An 18,691-nucleotide genomic window follows, 5' to 3' on the forward strand; every position below is an offset into this window, starting at 1 on the left:
ACAACTGGGACAGACATGAAACGCAGACATCTTTTGGGCGGCATCGCCCTGGGCACAGGGGCTTTGGTGGTGGGTTGGAGCGTGCTGCCACCCCGCCAGCGTTTGATGCCCTCCGCAGACTTGCCCGAGGTGCAGGGACAAACTGCCTTGAATGGCTGGGTGCGGATTGGCAGCGACGATCAGGTGAGCGTGGTCATGGCCCGCAGCGAAATGGGTCAAGGCGTCTACACCGGTTTGGCCATGATGCTGGCCGACGAGTTGGATGCCCGCTGGGACCAAATCCGCTTCGAAACATCCGGCTTTGACCACATTTACAACAACCAATCGGTGGCCGCCGATGGCCTACCCTTTCATCCTGATGATCAAGGCCGAGTGAAGCAATTTGCCCAATGGATGACGAAGAAAACCATGCGCGAAATTGGCTTGAATGCCACTGGCGGTTCTTCCAGCATGAAAGACCTGTGGTTGCCCATGCGCCAAGCCGGTGCCAGTGCCCGCGCCATGTTGGTGGCCGCTGCTGCCAAGCAATGGCAAGTGCCTGCTGCCGAGTGCATGGTGAAAGACGGTGTGGTCAGCCACCCTGCCGGCCAATCAGCGCGTTTTGGTGAGTTGGCAGCCTTGGCGGCGCAGCAAGATCGCCCCAGCAACCCCGTGTTGAAAACACCAGCGCAATTCAAATTCATCGGCCAATCCACGCCGCGGCTGGAAGGCCAAACCAAGGTGGATGGCACGGCGGTGTTTGGCATGGACGTGCGCCCCCAAGGCCTTTGGTTTGCCTGTGTGCGCATGAACCCCGAATTGGGTGCGCCTTTGCAAAGCTTTGACGCGAGCAAGGCGCTGCAAATGCCGGGCGTGCAAAAGGTGTTTGCGGTCGATGCGGTGAAAGGCAGCACGGCGGGTGTGGCGGTGGTGGCGCAGTCCACGCACCAGGCCATGAAAGCCCTGTCGCAGGTGCGCACGGTGTGGGGCACAGGCCCAGCCGCGGCTTGGTCCAGCGCCGACATCCAACAGAATTTGATGAAAGCCTTGGACAGCCAAGACGCCCACACCTATTTTGAGCAAGGGGACGCCGCCCAAGCCTTGAAGAGCGCCAGCAAAACCGTGCAAGCCGAGTACAGCGCACCCTATTTGGCACACGCGACCATGGAGCCCATGAACTGCACCGTGTGGCTGAAAGACGGCGCGGCAGAAGTTTGGGCCCCGACACAAATTCCGGATGCGGCCCGCCATGTCATCGCGAAGATTTTGGAGGTTCCCAAAGACAAATTGACCCTGCATGTGACGCTGCTGGGCTGCGGCTTGGGGCGACGCTTGGAACTCGACTTTGTGGCGCAAGCTGCCCACATCGCCAAAGCATGCGCCGGTCATCCGGTGCAAACCGTGTGGGACCGCAGCCAAGACATGCAACATGATTTCTACCGCCCGGCCTGTGTCAGCCGCTACAGCGCAGGTTTGAACGACCAAGGTCAGGTGGTGGCATGGCACAACCGATCGGCCAGCCAATCGATTGCCGAAGACATGGTGGCGCGTTTGCTGGGCGCACCCGCCGCTGGCCCCGACAAAACCACCGCCGAAGGGGCCTTTGACCAAGCCTACGAATGGCCGACAGCGCACATCAGCCACAGCAAGGTGCAACTGCCGATTCCGGTGGGCTCATGGCGTTCGGTGGGGCATTCGCACCAGGCTTTTTTCAAAGAAAGTTTTGTCGATGAAGTGGCTCATGCCAGCGGTCAAGACCCGCTTGCTTTTCGCTTGAACTTGCTGAAAAACCACCCTCGCCACGCAAGGGTGTTGCAACTGGCCGCTGACAAAAGCGGCTGGGGCAAACAGCTCGCCAACACGCCTGAAAAAAGAGCCTTGGGTCTGGCCTTGCACGAGTCCTTTGGCAGCATCGTGGCGCAGGTGGCCGAGGTGTCGGTGAGTGACCAAGGTATCCGGGTGCACCGTGTGGTGTGTGCGGTCGATTGCGGCATGGTGGTCAACCCCGACGGTGTGGCCCAGCAAATGGAAGGCTCGGTGGTGATGGGCCTGACAGCTGCACTTTACGGCGACATCCGCTTCGAAAAAGGCCAGGTTCTGCAAAGCAATTTCCACGATCAACCCTTGTTGCGCATGGGGGAAGCCCCACTGGTTGAAACCCATGCCGTGACCAGCGACGCCCATCCCGAAGGCATGGGCGAACCCGGCACGCCGCCGATTGCCCCAGCGGTGGCCAACGCTGTGTTTGCCCTCACCGGTGAGCGTTTGCGCAACCTGCCGCTGCGGCTGACAAGCAGCTCAGCTTGAGGCTGTTCGTGTCGATACTTCACGATGGGCAGGTTCGATCTGGCCCAAAACCGAACAAAATCTGTATTATTTTGGGTTAGGATGAAATTCGATAACGGTTTTGTCATTTAAGGAAGGTTGGAGATGGTTGCGTTTGCAATGATGGAAAAGTATGGCGGTGTCAAAAAGATCAATAAAGTGATCGAACAGCTGTATGAGGCTGTGGGTGAAAAACGCGACCTGCGCCACTACTTTTTCAACATCAAGCTGGAAAACCTGATCCGCGATCAGTTGCAGTTCCATGCCTATTCGATGCGCAAACCTGACCGCTTTTACCGCGAGCAGCTGCTGCAAACCGCCACCTCTGAAATCCAAGTCAGTGTCAACGTGTTCGATGAGGTGATGCTCACGCTGGATGACATCTTGCGCAAAAACGGTGTACACAAAGACGAATCCCCTCGCATTGCCGTGCACTTGATTGAAATCATCGAAGAAACACGCAGCCAAGCGGGGGACACCGTGGTCACGGTTTGGAAGCCGGTGGACATCACCAACGAAACCGTCAACACCTTCTACAACAACAACCGCACAGACTCCCGGATTGAAAAAAATGGTGATGTCTACGCAACCCGTAATTTCTTCTACCCCTTCTGGACCCGTGTGCTGCCCGAGAAACGCCAGATTGTGTTCATCGCCCAGGCGTTTGCCCGGGATGGCGTGAACCTTGAACAGGTGGAAGAGTTGGCCCAGAATGCGAACGAAAAAGTAGGCACCTTGAAGCTCGAAGCCCGCGATGGCCCGAATGGCCCTGTGTTGTTTACCCGCTATATCCTGCCCTTTGAGCATGGCATCCCCACGCGACTGCTCATGCGAGCAGCCAAGCAGTTTTCCCGGGGCTTTGAAACTGCGATGAGCATGGACAAGGAAGAAATTCTGAAGAATGTGCTGAAGTAAGTGAGTGCCTTCAACGCCATGCTGGCTCCCCATGGCCTTCAATCAAAACGCATTCAAACCAAAACCGGGTTGAACATGCATGTGTTGGAAGCTGGTTCGCCGTCCAACCCTTGCGTCTTGTTGCTGCACGGCTTTCCCGAGTTGGCCTTCAGTTGGCGGCATCAACTGACCGCGTTGGCCAACGCAGGCTTTCATGTCATCGCGCCCGATCAACGCGGTTATGGCGACACCCTTGGAGGTGATGACCACTTCGATGGTGATTGGCAAGCCAGCGGCATGCTGCATCTGGTGGATGATGTCTTGGCCTTGCTTGAGGCCTTGAACATCGGACACGTGAAAGCGGTGATCGGTCACGACTTTGGGTCACCCGTTGCCGCTTGGTGCGCCCTCACCCGCCCCGATGTGTTTCGCGCAGTGGTGATGATGAGTGCGCCGTTTTCAGGCCCACCGGATGCCGTGCATTGGGCGACCACGCACGCCGCAATCGTTCAAGAGGTGGTGGCTTTGGGCGAATTAGACCCACCCCGCCAGCATTACCAGTGGTATTACTCGGATGCCCAAGCCAACGAGGACATGTGGCAGGCTCCGCAAGGGTTGCATGCTTTTTTGCGCGCTTACTACCATGTCAAAAGCGCCGATTGGGCAGTCAACCAACCCCATGCGCTGACAGCATGGCAGGCCGCAGAACTTGCGAAGCTGCCCCACTATTACGTGATGCCTGCCGATCAAACCATGGCGCAAGCAGTGGCGGTCCATGCGCCCAGCGCAGCACAGGTGAGTGCATGCACATGGCTGAGCGAAACCGATTTGGCGGTCTATGTGGCCGCCTACCAAGCCCGCGGTTTTCAAGGTGGTTTGCAGTGGTACCGCTGCGCCACCAGCCTGAAGCAGTTTGAAGTGATGTCACGCTATGGCGGACAAACCATTGACGTGCCCGCCGCCTACATCGCTGGCCAGGCGGATTGGGGCGTCTACCAGTTCCCAGGGGCTTTAGAAAAAATGAAAGCGCAGGTCTGCAAAGACATGCGCTTCATCGAGTTGCTGCCCCAAGCCGGTCACTGGGTGCAGCAAGAACAGCCCGAGGCCGTCAACAAGCTCTTGTTGAACTTCCTCGGCAGCCTCTAACCGATCAGGTCAACTTTGCCGTTGGTGTCCATCACGCCCGTGATGACACTCAATTTGGGGTGACGCTTTTTCACGGCCTCGCGGAACATGGACAAAGCCTCGCCGTGGGCTGCAGATTCGTTGTCCTTTTTGGCCACAGCGGCTTCGCCAAAAGCCAGTTTCGCCGCGCCACAATCTCGGTGAGACAAACCGACAACGCGCTTGATTTGGTGCAAGGACACAGTGATGTCCAAGTTTTCCCAAAAGGTTTTGTGCCAAGCTTCAAATTTGGGATGCACCGCGCCAATCGGACCCCCGGCCATCACAAAGTGGCTGTAGTTGTCTTCGAGTTTGTCGCGGCTGACGCCTTGCAACAAACCCATGTACTGCCAGCTCAGCGTGGTGAAGCGGGGATCAATGCAGTTGACCAGCATGGATTCATACTGACCGCTGGCAGCCCAAGCGCTTTGTGGGGCCATCAAAGACAAACCTGAGGCCAAGGCGCCAGCGGCGCCCCAACCCAAGAAACTGCGGCGGTCCAGACCTGCTGCAGGCTGCAGACCATGCGGGGTGCAACAGGCGCAAGAGGCCATTCGGTTGGAAATGTTTTGAAATACTTTGTCGGACATGGCGGGACCTTTTGATGTAACGGATCAATACTTTTGAATTGTTTGCACCCCCAAGACAGCCTGTAAAGCCGCACGGCAAGCAAAACCGAAAAGTCAGATTTCATTCAAATCGACAAAATCTGATAAACCTTTAAGAGCTTTTGGTAAATATACCCAAATTATTTTGTGGCTTCAAAAACCACAGGCTCTTTCAAATGGGTGTACTGGGAGCGACGCTCCGCCAATACCAAGCGGTTCACTTCCTCGACGGGCAACCCCAGTTGCGTGAGGGTATGCGTGGCCAGGCTCAGACTGACCTCAAACGCATCCGGAATCACCTCGGTCGCCCCAGCGGTCTTGAGCATGGCCATGTCTTTGTCGAATCGGGTGCGCACAATCACCGGCACGTGCGGCATGTGTTGCTTGATCAAGTCCAACACACGCAAGGCCGTGGGCGTGTCATCGAAGCTCACCACCACCGCAGAGGCCCGCGCCAAGCCAGCCGACATCAGGTACGAAAGCTGGAATGAATCACCAACCTCGACATGGTGGCCTGCCAAGACACCCGCTTTGACCACATCCGGGTTCACGTCCAAGGCGATGTAGGAGACCGATTCCATCTCCAACAACTGGCACAAATGCCGACCAGTGTTGCCAAAGCCGCAGACGATGACGTGGTGATCGATGCCAATGGACTCTTTGGCCACACGCGTGATTTGAAGAGACTGCGCCATCCAGTCGTCGGGGGAAAATCGAAAAATCAAGCGGTCTGCGTTTTGAATCAGCATGGGCGTGGCCATCATCGACAACACCATCGCTGCCAAAACAGGGTTGGACCAGCGTGGGTCAATCAACGCATTGTCCAAGCCCAAGGTGAGCAACACAAAACCAAACTCGCCCGCTTGCGCGAGATAAATACCGGTGCGGGCAGCCACGCCATTGCTGGCCCCCCCCGCATAGGCCAAGATGGTGATCAAGAACGCTTTGACCAGCACGGGAATAACGGCCAATACCAACACCCATGGCCACTGAACTTGAAGCACATGCCAATCAAGCTTCATGCCCAGCGTGATGAAAAACAAGCCTAACAACACATCATGAAAAGGGCGAATATCGTCTTCCACACGCTGCTTGAAGTCGGTTTCTGCGATCAACATACCCGCTAAAAAAGAGCCCATCGCCAAGGACAATCCGGCGTGCTCGGTCAGCCAAGCCAGTCCCAGTGTCATGAGCAGGATGTTGAGCATGAACAGTTCGTCGCTGTTGCGTCGATCCACAATCTCGAGCCACCGCCGCATGATGCGCTGGCCACCCCACAACAACAAGCCGACCAACACGCAAGCCTTGGCCAAGGCCCAACCCAACTCGCTCCAGACATTGCCTTCGTTCATTCGACCTAAAGCGGGAATCAACACCAGCAATGGCACAACCGCCAAGTCTTGGAACAACAAAGCACCGATGACGCGCCTGCCATGTTGAGAATCTATTTCAGAGCGTTCGGCCATGAGCTTGACCACGATGGCCGTGCTCGACATGGCCATGGCAGCACCCAACACCACCGCGCCTTGCCAAGTCAGGTCCCAAGGCAGTTGCCAAAAAGTCAGCAGTTTGAAAAGCAGCAAATGGCCCAGCAAGGTTCCCAACACCATGACCAACACCTGGGCCATGCCAAAACCAAACACCATTTTTTTCAGTCGCAAGAGCTTGGGCAGGTTGAACTCCAGGCCGATGACAAACATCAACAGCACCACACCCATTTCAGCCAAAGAAGCCACAACAGATTCATTCTCATGAACCAAAGCGCCGCCTTGACTTAAAAAGACGCCCGCGATCAAGTAGCCCAACAAAGCAGGCAAATGCAACAGCCGACAAGCAACAACACCGGCTACGGCAAATAGCAAATAAACAAGGGCAATGTCTAGAGCGCTCATGATGAAGTCCCATGATAGTGGCAGATGGTGTCAGGCACTTTCATGGTGCATCTCAGCACGATGCACTAGTTTGGTGACCACTTCTCACAAGCCATCAATTCTTTGACCTCAGGGTAATGGGTCATCAACTTGAATTTACGCGCCAACACTGACGCCTTGAAGTAATCAAAACCACAACGCAAACCCGTTTTTGATGACTCTGAAGGCATCAAAAAGACACATGTTTTGCATTGCGGTGATTGTGGCAAGATCTGGTTTTCCATTGGAGCTTTGTGTTTCCAGATACATTGCAAAAGACATGCCACGACAAATTCTCGAAGAACACCAAATCCACCCTGCTGTTCGTGATCAAGTTGCCCAGCATCACCAAGACATCGTTCAAAAGGTGCAAGCAGCCATCGCCAGCCACGACTGTGTGGTGGTGGGCATGGCGCAAAACCCAGAAGTGACCAAGGTGCGAAAAGCTCTGACCGAGGCAGGCATCGACCACACCTATTTGGAGTTTGGCAGTTACTTCAGCCAATGGCGACGTCGCAATGCCTTGAAGATGTGGACGGGTTGGCCCACTTTCCCCATGGTGTTTCACAACGGTGTTTTGCTGGGTGGGCACAAAGACACCAAGGCTTTGCTGGCGCAAGGTGCCTTAAAGTCCAACTCCTAGTAAACCAGATTGATGGCCACACAAAGTTGGTAGCCCACGCCCCAGACTGATTTGATAGCAGGTTCGGCCTCTGCGCCTTGCGCGGTTTTGAATTTCTTGCGCAATCGGGCAATCAATTCTTCGAGCGCGTGTTTGCTCATCCCATCGTCTGAATCTTCGGCAGAAAATAAATCACAAAGGGCACCCGATTCCAGCGTGTTGTCCTTGGCATGACTAAGGGCTACCAACAAGGTTTTTTCTCGGCTGGTCAGTCGGATTTTTTGCCAAGGGTCTGGGCCGAGCAAAATACGATCTCGCAAACTCAGATTCCATTCGCCAACAGTGCTTATTTTTTTGACGCGCCGCCCCAAGCTCATCAACACCATCACCAATTCATCGGGCGAGATGGGCTTGGTCAAATAAAAATCTGCACCTCCGTGGCTGTAACCTGCCAAGCGATCGTGCAAAGCAACTCGGGCTGTCATGATCACAATGCCTGCATTAGGCAAGGTTTGTCGCAAGCGCTTGCAAATACTCAAGCCGCCTTCACCGGGCAAATTCAAGTCAATGATGAAAATATCAATGGGCTCAGGGGTGACCAGGTCATCTAAAGCCGACCCACTGGACACGCCGTGCACGGTGAAATGATTGGCTTGCAAATGGGTTTCAATCTCTTGGCGCAGCATGCGGTCGTCCTCTACCACGGCAACCACCAGTTGTGGCCGTTCGTCAAGTTTTTTGTGGGGACTGTTTTGATTCATCTGGGCACCTCAACCGTGAACGCGACTCTTTGATTTTCAACCTCACAACTGACTTTGGCGCCAATTTTTTCAGCTGCCGTTTCCACCAAACTCAAACCAATGCCCATGCCGGGCAAAGATTGCACGTTGTCATGGCGGTAATAGCGTTCGAATAACTTGTTTTCATCGGGCCGAATGGTCGAGTCGATGCTGTTTTCAATTTCAAAAACAGTTGCGTTCTCAGTAGTGTGCACTTTGATGGAGATGGGGACTCGACGGTCATCGTATTTGTAGGCATTGTTGACCAAGTTTTCTATCACCACCGAAAGCATGTTGCGGTAGGTGTGAAACTTAGCGCCTTCTTCCACCATCAAAGAGAAGCGTCCATCCAACTGGTAATCTGAAGTGAATTCATCGATCAATTCCTCAGCATCAACCCATTCCTTGTCTTCACTCAACTCAAACCGGTCAATTTTGTTGGAGTGGGCCACGTGCTCAATCAATTCATTCATTCTTGCAACCGATCGGTCCATCCGGGTCACACGCGCCAAGGAATCTGAATCAATGCGGGTTTGTTGTTTAAGAGAAGCCAAGACAAAGCGGATGGTCCCCAATGGATTTTTCAATTCATGGGTCAACATGTCGATCAATGTTTGCCGCTCTGTCAACTTTTCCTGATTGGCTTGAGAAGTGGCCGCATCCAAACGCAATTTACCTATTTCTTGGTTGATGGCCAATTTACGTTCAGCTTGTTGAATGATGACAATCAAGAAAATGATGATGCCAGCTGGTCCGCCGTTGGTGCGCCAATCCGTATAACTATTGACTAAATTGGCTGTCGCCACGGGCATCAGTTGCCCAAAGATCACCAGCAACGCCCCGATCAAAACAACCATGTAGACCAAGTAGGCAAACATCAATAATAGTTTGATCCGAAAGGTCATCTTCGAAGCCGTCAAAATACCATACGCCTGAACACCCAAATTGCTTACAGCAACCAGCAGATAAATGAAGATACCTGCTTGTACATCACCCATTTGAATCATCAGATTGCTCAGCACCAACAGGAATAGCAAGCCCATCAACATGAATTTATAGCGGGGGCTGGGGGTGTAGGGTGCCAAACTGGCCCATCCCAACAAGATGAACATCAACACCCGCAAACTGAATAAATGGTGGGTCAAGGTGTCAAAAAAAAGCGGTGACATTTCAGGCAGCATGGCCTGTAATCGTCCTGTGGTTGTCAAAATGAAAATCACCACCAGCGCTTGAAAGCAGCTGAATGTGAACAGCAGCATGTTGCGTTCAATGATCAACAACACCAAAGACATGAACAGCAAGCTGCCTGCAATCGCGACCGAGGCACTGTTGCGCCCCGAGTTTTTGGCCACGACCTTCGACAAATCCCTGTAAGGCAAAACTTCTGCACGAACAGAAAAAATACCGCGTTGCTTGACTTTCAAAAACAAGGTCACCGCTTGATCCGCTGGACTTGACAAGCCCACACAATGGGTGTCATCTGGACAAATACGGTTGTCCATATCAACCCTGTCGCCAGCCCTGTGAATTCGCCATCCGTCGGCAATCGGTTCATACAGTTCAACCGAATCAAGTTGGTAGGGTGCCAAGCGCACAATGATTTGACTGTCACTGGCCGGGGCGAAAAGCCGGACTTGTCTGTGCTCTATGGGTTTGATGTCAAAACGAAGCCAAATGGGCTGATCTTGAAATCCGAGATTCAAATCGTACTGATAGGGCTTGAACGCCTGTTGAGGCAATTCATCTACAGACATGGCCTCCGGGGCATTTAAAAGAAAGCTTTTTTCTAGGCTGTAAGTGAAGTCTTGGGCGGCCAACACGCTGGAAAAACAAATTCCGCACAAGAGACAAATGAGTTTTCTCATCGTTATAGCCAACACTCCATTCACAACTGTGGAAGATGCTAGAGCCCGAAGACACACCGAAACATGGGTTATTGAGAGGTTTAGCGGTGATTCATGGGTGCGGTTTGGTCTGCTTGACCTATTGTGTCGCAATGGAAACCGAACTGTCTGAGCCGATTCAACTGACGCCAATGCTGTCATTGGCGGTGGCGTTGCTCTACATGATGACGGCCGATGGGGACATTGAAGAACACGAGAGCAGTCAATTGCAAGCTGTGTTGGGCGGCAATGATGAAGCGCTGGAATTGGCGATGGAGTACGTGGAAACATGGCCACTGACGCAATTTCTGAAAGAATCCCCACCGCAGTTGAGTGAGGCAGACCGTTTGTGCATTCTTTGCAATGCATGCGACTCGGTCATGTCTGATGGCAAGATTGAAAGCGCAGAGTTGGCCATGTTCCAGCAAATGTCTGAAGCGTTTGGTGTTTCAGCGCAAGCCTTCGCCCCCTACTTCAAAGCGATTGAATTCAAAAACAATAAAAGTATTCTCGGGCCATACGATCCAGAAAGCCTCAATGCGGTCATCATCAAACCACATTTGGCCATGGCTGCAGCGATCATCTACATGATGTCAGCCGATGGCAAGATCGCCAAAGAAGAAATTGGTCAGCTCAAATTGATGATTGGTGAGTTTGAAGGCTTGCAAACGACAGCCATGAAGTATGTGCGCAACTTCAAGATGTCGCAGTTTTTAAAAGAATCCGCACCCTACTTGAACGATCAACAAAAACTATTGATCTTGACAGTTATTTTTGATGCCATGCAATCCGATGGCCAGGTTGAGGATGATGAACTTGATTTGTTCAAAACCATTCAAAAAGCCTTTGGCATCAAAGACGACGCTTTTCAAAGCCTGGCTTCTGCTATGACGACCAAGAACATCAAACCCTTTGGGCTTGATGTCATTGACCCTAAAACGATCCATAAACGTCGCGCCAAACGCAAGCCTCGATCAGATGGAGGCTTGTTCAGCTTTAAGAAGTCCGCGGACCAGTCAGACCCAACGGATCAGCGCCACCTGAAGGGATCCTCCGCCGGTGCATGGCAAGCGGATGGGTCGGTTGATGCCAAAGGCAACATCATTCAGCAAACCCTCGACAGCAATATCCAAGATGTCAGTGAATCATTCAAAAATCAAGCTGATATCGATTTAATCTCCGACAACGCCAAACAGAAAGACCAGCAACCCAAGCTTGCCCGAGATGCTTCAACTGACAACATTCAAAACATTCAAAGCGACGGCGCCAAGGCCAACATCCAGGGCATTCCAACAGATGCAAGCAAGGCCAATATGCAAGGCATCTCCAACGAAGCTATCAAAGCCAATATCCAGGGCATTCCAACAGATGCAAGCAAGGCCAATATGCAAGGCATCGATGTCAAAGCATTGAAGAGCAACAACCAAGGCTTGCCAGTCGATCGCTACAACGACATCATGGCTGAGATTGACCATGATTCACGCATGGAAAGTTTGCAAGCAGAAATCAAGTATTTGCATGAAAAGTTAGACCAAGTCAAACCCACCAAACAATTTGTCTCTCTTGACACCTTGTTCTCTAGAAAATCACAAAAACAAGAAGTTCAAGTTGGCAAAGATGCGAATGACGAAAACATCCAGTTGATTCAAGCGAATCACATCTTGGACAGCGAAGCCATCGCCTCAAACCACAAGTCCAAGTTAGGTGACATCTTGCACCAGCGAATCGGTTCATTGCTTCCTTTGGACGAACATCCATCAAAAGCTCCAACAGCAACTGTGCAAGAAGCAGCGGATGGGCTGCCAGCCCATGATCCTGCAAGCATGGCGTCGACTGTCCAACCGAATGAAGATGGTGAAAGTCTGAATCTCGAACTTCCAGTTGAAGAGGAATTGGATGGCGGTATCCGTTTGCGCAGCTTGCTTTTGTTATTGGCTGTCAGCTGTCCACTGGTTGTGTTTGCCTACGGTTGGATCTATCCCACCATGGTTTGCCAAGGCCAGGCCCACCAAGTTCAAAGTTGGTCGCCAGATGGGGAATTGAGTGAACCCAGAGTGATTGAAGATGACCGACAACCTGAGCGTCACTTGTTGCAAATACGGCGGGGCGAGGTCAATATCAACAACCAGCGCTTTCCTTTGTTCAAAGAACTCAACCCCAGCAATCATTTCGCGCAGAACACACCAGAGGGCTTCAATGGTTCTTATACAAACCATGTTGTTGATCGCATGGACTATGCCTTTTCCTACAACAAGCGCAATAGTGAACTGAGCATTGTCAGCAAGTCGGACGGCGTTCGATACTTTGATGGTCAATCCGGACGTGTGGAAATTACTTTGAATTTCAAAGGGCAATGTGAAAATCGTTGGTTCTAACGCTTGGGTATGGAAGCGTCTTTCTTTTGTCGTGCTCGTGTTTGCAAGCACGGCCTGCACTGAGGCGCCGGTCAAAGAGTTTTTTTGTGAATCAACCGATCCCAAGGGCGGCATCCATTTTTACAAGCAGCAAGTTGTTCAACTCAGCAACCAGCAAATGTGTGTCCTGTGGCCAATGGATACACCTGTTTGCGTTCAAGCCAACAAGCCCTTGAAAACGGCTTGGCAAGACAACCCTGAAACGCAAACCAGGCATCAAGAAACCTTGGAGCTTCGCCTGTCCAAAGAATCTGCTGTCCTGCAAATATTGCAAAGTCAACAATCTATCAACGCTACTTCCGTGAATGAGATCCCAGTCAGCCCCTTGGTGCGATTCGAATTCAAGAAACGCGCCGAAGTTTTGATGGTCTACACCAGTGCAGTTGATAAAGATGCACGCGAATTCGCTTGCCAACCTTGGGCCAAACGTTCTTGGTGGCAATGGATCTGACCTAGGGAATACCCGAAGCGAAAAATCTCCCAGACCAGTCAGTTAGCATAGTCGTCTGGAAATCAAATCTTTTGAAAATTCGTGCCACATGATGAGCATGCTTCTTGCGCTGTCTTGGCACCCAGAACCGTTATGTCTCATTTTCTAGGTTAATCATGTCAACCGATTTGATGCTGTTGGCTTTGGCTGACGGTGTTTCTTATGCTGCTTTGCTGTTCATGGTCTCCTTGGGCCTGACATTGATTTTTGGTGTCATGGGCATTGTCAACGTCGCCCACGGTGCCTTGTACGCATTTGGGGGCTACACCGCCTCTTACCTCACACTTTTGGTTGCCAGTCACGAGCCTTCAACATTCACATTGTTTGCTTGTTTGGTGGGTGCAGCATTGTTGGTAGGCGTGGTCTTGGGTACGGTCCTCGAAACTGGATTGCTGCGCCGGGTGCAACTGCGCGACCCTGTGCAACAGCTCTTGATGACCTTTGCCGCTTTCATGGTGCTTGAAGACGTGCAGCGCTTGATATGGGGAACCCAGCCCTACTCAGCACCTGACATCATTGGTCGATTAGGTACTGTGAATTTTTTCAATGTCACCTACACCGCCTATCAACTGATAGTGATTCCCCTCGTGGCCGTGTTCAGCTATGCAGGCTTGTTGCTCTTTTTGCACTTCACATCTTTGGGCAAACAAGTGGTGGCGGTCACGCACCACCGCGAGATGGCCACCGCGCTTGGAATCCATGCCAAGCGCATTGGTTGGTTGACCTTTGTGCTGGGCGCCTGCTTGGGGGCATTGGGTGGTGCCATGGCTGCTCCGACCACGTCTATGGTGCCCGGGGCGGGTGCTGACATGATCGTCTTGTCGTTTGCAGTGGTTGCAACCGCGGGCATGGGGCAAATTTCAGGGGCCTTGTTGGCTGCCTTGCTGATTGGTTTAGCCCGCTCCTTGGCTGTTTATTTGGCGCCTGAGTGGGAAGTGGCGGTGCCCTACTTGATCATGGTGATGGTCTTGTTGATACGGCCCAATGGACTGTTTTCTGTCGCGCAAGCACGTAGGATTTGACATGATTCGTGGATTGGCTTGGCTCGGTTTTCTCACTTGCTTTGTGCTGGGTCTGCTGTTTCCCTGGAGCAAAACACCACTCATCATGGCACTTTGCTATGGCATGGCCAGTTTGGGCGTGGCCATCATGATGCGGGCTGGTCAAGTCTCTTTTGGACATGCGCTGTATGCAGCGATTGGCGCCTATAGCGTGGCCTTCACAGCACGCAGCTTTCCAGGCCTTGACGGCATCTTGCTGTTGGTCATCGGTGTCATTGGCAGCATGTTGGCTGGCGGCGTGGTTGGCTTGTTTGTGGTGCGTTACCGTGGTATTTTTTTTGGCATGCTGAACTTGGCACTGAGCATGGTGGTTTTTTCCATGCTCGGCAAACTCTACGACTTGACCGGGGGTACGGACGGTCTGCGCATCAACCGACCCACATTCTTCAATCAAACACTAGAGCGTGATGCTTTTGAAACCAGTTTGTTGCTGCTGAGTTTGTTGTTTGCGGCCCTGTTGGTTTGGGGCGTACAACGCTATTTCAAATCAGCCGCCGGAGAAGCCTTGGCGGCCATCAAATCCAATGAAACCAGGTTGGAGTATTTGGGCCTTTCAGCGCGGCGAATTTTATGGAATGCTTACCTGTTATCAGCGGCACTGGTGGGTTTGTCAGGCGCCATGTTTGGCCTGGTGCAGGGTTTGGTGACGCCCGATATTGGCGCTTGGTTCCGCTCCGGAGAGTATGTCTTTATCAGCATCTTGGGCGGTAGCGGCCATGCCTTTGGTGCTTTTTTGGGAGCGGGTGTTTTTGAGGCGGTGAAACTCTTTGCCGCAGCCTACATGACTGGCGTCTGGCAACTCATTTTGGGGGTGACATTGATCATCGTGATTTTGGTGGCCCCCGATGGCATCGTGGGCTTGCTGCAAAAACGTCGCTCCTCGGCTGGAGGTCAACCATGACCCCTTTGCTTGAAACCAAAGGCCTTCAATTGTCCTTTGGTGGCGTGGTAGCTGCCGATAACATCGACTTTGCATTGCATCGTGGTGAACGCTTGGCAGTGATTGGTCAAAACGGTGCAGGCAAGACCACTTTTATCAACATCTGCACTGGTTTTCTCAAACCGACTGCTGGGCGGGTGTTTTTCGATGGCCATGACGTGACCGACAAATTACCCCGTCAAATTGTGCGACTTGGATTGGGTCGATCATTTCAGTTGCCTCAGTTATTTTTGGACCACAGTGTTCGTCAATGTTTGGAGATTGCAGCAGTTGGACGGTCTGGGCAGTTGCCATTTTTCAAGTCCTTGTCGAACGCAGTGGACCAGCACGAAATCAATGACACCTTGCACTTGGTCGGTCTGTCTGAACGCGCCCATGAACCCGCATTGGCCTTGCCTGAAGGTCAGCGTAAATTGTTGGATATCGCCATGGCTTTGATGTTGCGCCCCAAATTACTGATCATGGATGAACCGACCAGCGGTGTTGCTTCGGAAGACAAGATGGCCTTGATGGACACGGTGATGCAAGCCCTCAAGGAGCGAGAAGTCACCAGTTGGTTTGTTGAACACGACATTGACATCGTGAATCGCTATGCCACTCGGGTCGCGGCATGGATTGCAGGCAAAGTTGCAGCCGATGGATCGCCCGCAGATATCCTGGCCCTGCCTCAAATTCAGCGTGAAATATTAGGTCATCCATGATGTTGACACTGGAGCAACTCTGTGTGGATATCGCAGGCGTGAAAGTTCTGCGGAATATTTCTGCCCATCTCCAAGCTGGCACAACAGTCGCTGTGGTCGGGCGCAATGGCGCAGGCAAAACAAGCTTGCTGCGCAGCATCATGGGCTTGCTCAAGGCCGATTCCGGCCGAATTCAACTCGGAGAACATGCATTGCTGAGCCTGCCAGCGCACCAACGCGCTCACTTGGGTATTGGCTATGCGCCTGAAGACCGCATCATCTTTCCAACCTTGAATGTGCAAGCGAATTTGCGACTGCCTTGTGAAGTGCTTGGTATGACACCCCATGCGTTGCAACAACGGCAAGATGCCGTGCTGGAGGTGGTGCCTCAACTCAAAGACATGCTCAAGCGATCTGGCGCAGCGCTTTCTGGCGGCCAGGGCAAGATGGTTGCCCTTGGACGCGCGCTCATGGTGGGACATCGCTTGGTGTTGCTGGACGAACCGCTGCAAGGACTGGCGCCGGTCTTGGCGCAACAATATGTGGAGGCCATAGGCCGTTTGCGCCAATGGCAGCCCGGCTTGTGTGTGCTCATCACTGAATCCAATGCTGGTCTGATGGCCGACATGCCCGATCAAACTTGGACGCTGGAACGTGGTTCCTTGTCGTTCAACGCTCCCCCTCACCCCTGAACAATTTGATGGAGAACAACACGTGGCCCAGATGATCATTGGCGGCAAAGCCGTTCAAGCGCTAAGTGGCAAAACCTTGGAAGTTCGCTCCCCAGTGGATGGTTCGGTTTTTGAAACCATCCCCCGAGGAGAGGCTGCAGACATTGATGCCGCTGTTCAAGCTGCGCGGCAGGCCTTGGACGGTGCCTGGGGTCAGTTGTCGGCACTAGAGCGTGGTCGCTTGATGTTGAGGATGGCGCAAAAAGTGTTGGACAACGCCGAAGAATTGGCGCTGCTTGAAGCACGCGATACCGGCAAACCCATGACCACGGCACGCAACGACATGATCGTGCTGGCCCGTTACTTCGAGTTCTATGGGAGTGCTGCCGACAAAATCCATGGCGAGGTCATACCTTTCTTGAATGGCTACCAAGTCAACTTGCTGCGCGAGCCCTTGGGCGTCACCGCCCACATCATCCCTTGGAACTACCCGGCGCAAATGATGGGGCGCAGCATTGGTCCAGCGCTGGCCATGGGCAACGCCGTGGTGGTCAAACCCGCTGAAGACGCCTGCATGAGTTGCTTGCGAATTGCCGAATTGGCCTTGGAAGTGGGCTTTCCCCCCGGGGCGCTCAACATCGTCAGTGGTCTGGGCGAAGAAGCCGGTGCGGCCTTGTCCAAACACCCTGGCATCAACTTCATCAGCTTCACTGGCTCGAATGAAGTGGGTGTGTTGATTCAACAAGCCGCCGCTTTGAACGCTGTGAAATGCGTGTTGGAGTTGGGTGGCAAATCGCCGCACCTGGTGTTTGCGGATGCCAATCTGGAACTCGCCGCCAGCACCGTGGTGCGCGGCATCATTCAAAACACAGGACAAACCTGCACCGCAGGCAGTCGCTTGCTGGTGCAAGCCGATTTCTATGATGAATTCCTGAGCGTCGTGGCCGAGAAATTCTCCAAGGTGCGTGTGGGCACACCAGAGATGAATTTAGACTGCGGCCCGGTGGTGAATTTGGCCCAGCAACAACGAGTCAAGCGATACATTGAGCAAGCACAACAAGACGGTTTGCATATCCTCGCCCAAGGACAAATAGATCCAGGGGTTCCGTCAGCGGGCTATTACGTGACACCCACCTTGTTTGGTCCCGTCGCTGCCAATAACCGACTGGCACAAGAAGAAGTGTTTGGCCCGGTGTTGGCTGCCATGCCTTTCACAGATGAAGCCCATGCCATCGCCTTGGCCAATGGCACTGACTATGGTTTGCTGGCCGCCATTTGGACTGAAAACGGGGGCCGTCAGCAACGTGTCGCCAAAGCGTTGAAATGTGGTCAAGTATTTATCAATTCGTTTGGCGCTGGCGGCGGAGTTGAATTGCCCTTTGGCGGCGTTAAACGCAGCGGCCATGGCCGTGAAAAAGGCTTCATGGCTTTGGAAGAAATGAGCACGACCAAAACCGTGATTCAGTTCCACGGTTGAACAACCCACAGAAAGAAACAACATGAGTCAACTTCAAAACAAAATTGCCATCATCACCGGCGCAGGTGGTGGTTTCGGTGAAGGCATTGCGCAAGCCTATGTGCGCGAAGGTGCCAAAGTCATCGTGGCCGACATTCAAGACGCCGCGGCCAAACGCGTGGCCACCAGCTTGGGTGCCCATGCCAGCGCTTTCACCTGTGACGTCACCCAGGGGCCGCAAGTGCAGGCGCTGGTGCAGCATTGCGTCAACACCTTTGGCATTCCAGACATCATCGTCAACAACGCTGGCACCACCCACAAAAACCGGCCCATGCTTGAAGTGGATGAGGCCATGTTCGACAAGGTGTTCAATGTCAATGTGAAGTCCATCTTTCACATGACCCATGCCGTGCTGCCCTATCTGCGCCAAAACGGCGGCGGTGTGATTTTGAACATTGGCTCGGTGGCTGGCATCCGCCCGCGCCCTGGCCTGACTTGGTACAACGCGTCCAAGGGAGCGGTGAACCTGATGTCCAAGTCCATGGCGGTGGAACTCGGGCCCGAAAAAATCCGCGTCAATGCCATTTGTCCGGTCATGGGCGTCACGGGTTTGTTTGAAGACTTCATGGGCTTGCCCGACACCCCTGAGAACCGTGCCAAGTTCATGGGCACCATTCCCTTGGGGCGTTTTGCTCAAGCCAGTGATGTGGCCGCCGCTGCGGTGTTTTTGGCCAGCGATGCAGCCGAATTTTTCACAGGCGTGGAATTCCCCGTTGACGGTGGACGCACCATTTGAAGAATTTCCATTCTTTCCC

Annotated in this window: 16 protein-coding genes and 1 pseudogene; 13 read left to right on the plus strand and 4 right to left on the minus strand. The window is 53.1% G+C overall.

Annotated elements, in window-relative coordinates; all coding sequences use genetic code 11:
- The first annotated feature begins 15 nt into the window (after positions 1–15).
- From AC8GFP_RS11605 to AC8GFP_RS11615, 3 genes are all read left to right on the plus strand, one after another.
- Positions 16–2,286: a xanthine dehydrogenase family protein molybdopterin-binding subunit gene (locus AC8GFP_RS11605; protein WP_506613348.1), complete on the plus strand. Its 2,271-nt coding sequence runs from the start codon at positions 16–18 to the stop codon at positions 2,284–2,286.
- Positions 2,287–2,409: 123 nt separating this feature from the next.
- Positions 2,410–3,219, plus strand: a complete 810-nt coding sequence (locus tag AC8GFP_RS11610) for a globin family protein (RefSeq protein WP_506613350.1) — start codon at positions 2,410–2,412, stop codon at positions 3,217–3,219.
- Positions 3,220–4,344, plus strand: a complete 1,125-nt coding sequence (locus tag AC8GFP_RS11615) for an alpha/beta fold hydrolase (RefSeq protein ID WP_506613351.1) — start codon at positions 3,220–3,222, stop codon at positions 4,342–4,344. It abuts the gene before it with no gap.
- Here AC8GFP_RS11615 and AC8GFP_RS11620 read toward each other — a convergent pair.
- Both AC8GFP_RS11620 and AC8GFP_RS11625 read right to left on the minus strand, forming a co-directional pair.
- Positions 4,341–4,952 carry a twin-arginine translocation signal domain-containing protein gene (locus AC8GFP_RS11620; RefSeq protein WP_506613353.1) on the minus strand — a complete coding sequence of 204 codons (612 nt, stop codon included), beginning with the start codon at positions 4,950–4,952 and terminating at the stop codon, positions 4,341–4,343. The genes AC8GFP_RS11615 and AC8GFP_RS11620 overlap by 4 nt on opposite strands.
- Positions 4,953–5,110: 158 nt before the next feature.
- On the minus strand, positions 5,111–6,862 hold the full coding sequence (locus AC8GFP_RS11625) for a cation:proton antiporter (protein WP_506613355.1): 1,752 nt from the start codon (positions 6,860–6,862) through the stop codon (positions 5,111–5,113).
- A 298-nt stretch (positions 6,863–7,160) separates the two neighbouring features.
- On the opposite strand from AC8GFP_RS11625, the gene AC8GFP_RS11630 reads away from it, so the two are divergent.
- Positions 7,161–7,523, plus strand: coding sequence for a glutaredoxin (locus AC8GFP_RS11630; protein ID WP_506613357.1), 363 nt, complete (start codon positions 7,161–7,163; stop codon positions 7,521–7,523).
- Here AC8GFP_RS11630 and AC8GFP_RS11635 read toward each other — a convergent pair.
- Both AC8GFP_RS11635 and AC8GFP_RS11640 read right to left on the minus strand, forming a co-directional pair.
- Positions 7,520–8,263 carry a response regulator transcription factor gene (locus tag AC8GFP_RS11635; RefSeq protein WP_506613359.1) on the minus strand — a complete coding sequence of 248 codons (744 nt, stop codon included), beginning with the start codon at positions 8,261–8,263 and terminating at the stop codon, positions 7,520–7,522. The two genes, AC8GFP_RS11630 and AC8GFP_RS11635, sit on opposite strands and share 4 nt — an antisense overlap.
- Positions 8,260–10,455: a sensor histidine kinase gene (locus tag AC8GFP_RS11640; protein ID WP_506613475.1), complete on the minus strand. Its 2,196-nt coding sequence runs from the start codon at positions 10,453–10,455 to the stop codon at positions 8,260–8,262. Before AC8GFP_RS11640 ends, AC8GFP_RS11635 begins: the two co-directional genes overlap by 4 nt.
- Here AC8GFP_RS11640 and AC8GFP_RS11645 point away from each other — a divergent pair.
- The 9 genes and pseudogenes from AC8GFP_RS11645 to AC8GFP_RS11685 all read left to right on the plus strand — a co-directional run.
- Positions 10,350–10,571, plus strand: a pseudogene (locus tag AC8GFP_RS11645) (hypothetical protein); the annotation flags it as partial. The gene AC8GFP_RS11640 and the pseudogene AC8GFP_RS11645 sit on opposite strands and share 106 nt — an antisense overlap.
- A gap of 9 nt (positions 10,572–10,580) precedes the next feature.
- A complete protein-coding gene (locus tag AC8GFP_RS11650; RefSeq protein ID WP_506613477.1) occupies positions 10,581–12,539 on the plus strand; it encodes a tellurite resistance TerB family protein in 1,959 nt (652 codons plus the stop codon).
- Between the two features lie 175 nt (positions 12,540–12,714).
- Positions 12,715–13,029 carry a hypothetical protein gene (locus tag AC8GFP_RS11655; protein WP_506613361.1) on the plus strand — a complete coding sequence of 105 codons (315 nt, stop codon included), beginning with the start codon at positions 12,715–12,717 and terminating at the stop codon, positions 13,027–13,029.
- Positions 13,030–13,184: 155 nt separating this feature from the next.
- A complete protein-coding gene (locus tag AC8GFP_RS11660) occupies positions 13,185–14,090 on the plus strand; it encodes a branched-chain amino acid ABC transporter permease (RefSeq protein WP_506613363.1) in 906 nt (301 codons plus the stop codon).
- Position 14,091: 1 nt separating this feature from the next.
- Complete coding sequence (locus AC8GFP_RS11665; RefSeq protein WP_506613366.1) at positions 14,092–15,030, plus strand: branched-chain amino acid ABC transporter permease; 939 nt, start codon at positions 14,092–14,094, stop codon at positions 15,028–15,030.
- Positions 15,027–15,770: an ABC transporter ATP-binding protein gene (locus AC8GFP_RS11670; protein ID WP_506613369.1), complete on the plus strand. Its 744-nt coding sequence runs from the start codon at positions 15,027–15,029 to the stop codon at positions 15,768–15,770. Before AC8GFP_RS11665 ends, AC8GFP_RS11670 begins: the two co-directional genes overlap by 4 nt.
- On the plus strand, positions 15,767–16,441 hold the full coding sequence (locus tag AC8GFP_RS11675; protein WP_506613371.1) for an ABC transporter ATP-binding protein: 675 nt from the start codon (positions 15,767–15,769) through the stop codon (positions 16,439–16,441). Before AC8GFP_RS11670 ends, AC8GFP_RS11675 begins: the two co-directional genes overlap by 4 nt.
- Before the next feature lie 22 nt (positions 16,442–16,463).
- Complete coding sequence (locus AC8GFP_RS11680) at positions 16,464–17,897, plus strand: aldehyde dehydrogenase family protein (RefSeq protein ID WP_506613373.1); 1,434 nt, start codon at positions 16,464–16,466, stop codon at positions 17,895–17,897.
- A 22-nt stretch (positions 17,898–17,919) separates the two neighbouring features.
- Positions 17,920–18,672 carry an SDR family oxidoreductase gene (locus AC8GFP_RS11685; protein WP_506613374.1) on the plus strand — a complete coding sequence of 251 codons (753 nt, stop codon included), beginning with the start codon at positions 17,920–17,922 and terminating at the stop codon, positions 18,670–18,672.
- Positions 18,673–18,691: the final 19 nt, after the last annotated feature.

The sequence above is a fragment of the Limnohabitans simekii (SeqCode) genome (assembly GCF_965234735.1).
Classification (GTDB): domain Bacteria; phylum Pseudomonadota; class Gammaproteobacteria; order Burkholderiales; family Burkholderiaceae_C; genus Limnohabitans; species Limnohabitans simekii.

What these genes read in the sequence shown, in the direction of transcription:
- AC8GFP_RS11620 (WP_506613353.1), bottom strand. Translation starts at nt 4,952, where the DNA reads ATGTCCGACAAAGTATTTCAAAACATTTCCAACCGAATGGCCTCTTGC.
- AC8GFP_RS11675 (WP_506613371.1), top strand. Translation starts at nt 15,767, where the DNA reads ATGATGTTGACACTGGAGCAACTCTGTGTGGATATCGCAGGCGTGAAA.
- AC8GFP_RS11685 (WP_506613374.1), top strand. Translation starts at nt 17,920, where the DNA reads ATGAGTCAACTTCAAAACAAAATTGCCATCATCACCGGCGCAGGTGGT.
- AC8GFP_RS11640 (WP_506613475.1), bottom strand. Translation starts at nt 10,455, where the DNA reads ATGTTTCCACGTACTCCATCGCCAATTCCAGCGCTTCATCATTGCCGC.
- AC8GFP_RS11655 (WP_506613361.1), top strand. Translation starts at nt 12,715, where the DNA reads ATGGATACACCTGTTTGCGTTCAAGCCAACAAGCCCTTGAAAACGGCT.
- AC8GFP_RS11650 (WP_506613477.1), top strand. Translation starts at nt 10,581, where the DNA reads ATGTTCCAGCAAATGTCTGAAGCGTTTGGTGTTTCAGCGCAAGCCTTC.
- AC8GFP_RS11665 (WP_506613366.1), top strand. Translation starts at nt 14,092, where the DNA reads ATGATTCGTGGATTGGCTTGGCTCGGTTTTCTCACTTGCTTTGTGCTG.
- AC8GFP_RS11670 (WP_506613369.1), top strand. Translation starts at nt 15,027, where the DNA reads ATGACCCCTTTGCTTGAAACCAAAGGCCTTCAATTGTCCTTTGGTGGC.
- AC8GFP_RS11660 (WP_506613363.1), top strand. Translation starts at nt 13,185, where the DNA reads ATGTCAACCGATTTGATGCTGTTGGCTTTGGCTGACGGTGTTTCTTAT.
- AC8GFP_RS11605 (WP_506613348.1), top strand. Translation starts at nt 16, where the DNA reads ATGAAACGCAGACATCTTTTGGGCGGCATCGCCCTGGGCACAGGGGCT.
- AC8GFP_RS11630 (WP_506613357.1), top strand. Translation starts at nt 7,161, where the DNA reads ATGCCACGACAAATTCTCGAAGAACACCAAATCCACCCTGCTGTTCGT.
- AC8GFP_RS11625 (WP_506613355.1), bottom strand. Translation starts at nt 6,862, where the DNA reads ATGAGCGCTCTAGACATTGCCCTTGTTTATTTGCTATTTGCCGTAGCC.
- AC8GFP_RS11610 (WP_506613350.1), top strand. Translation starts at nt 2,410, where the DNA reads ATGGTTGCGTTTGCAATGATGGAAAAGTATGGCGGTGTCAAAAAGATC.
- AC8GFP_RS11635 (WP_506613359.1), bottom strand. Translation starts at nt 8,263, where the DNA reads ATGAATCAAAACAGTCCCCACAAAAAACTTGACGAACGGCCACAACTG.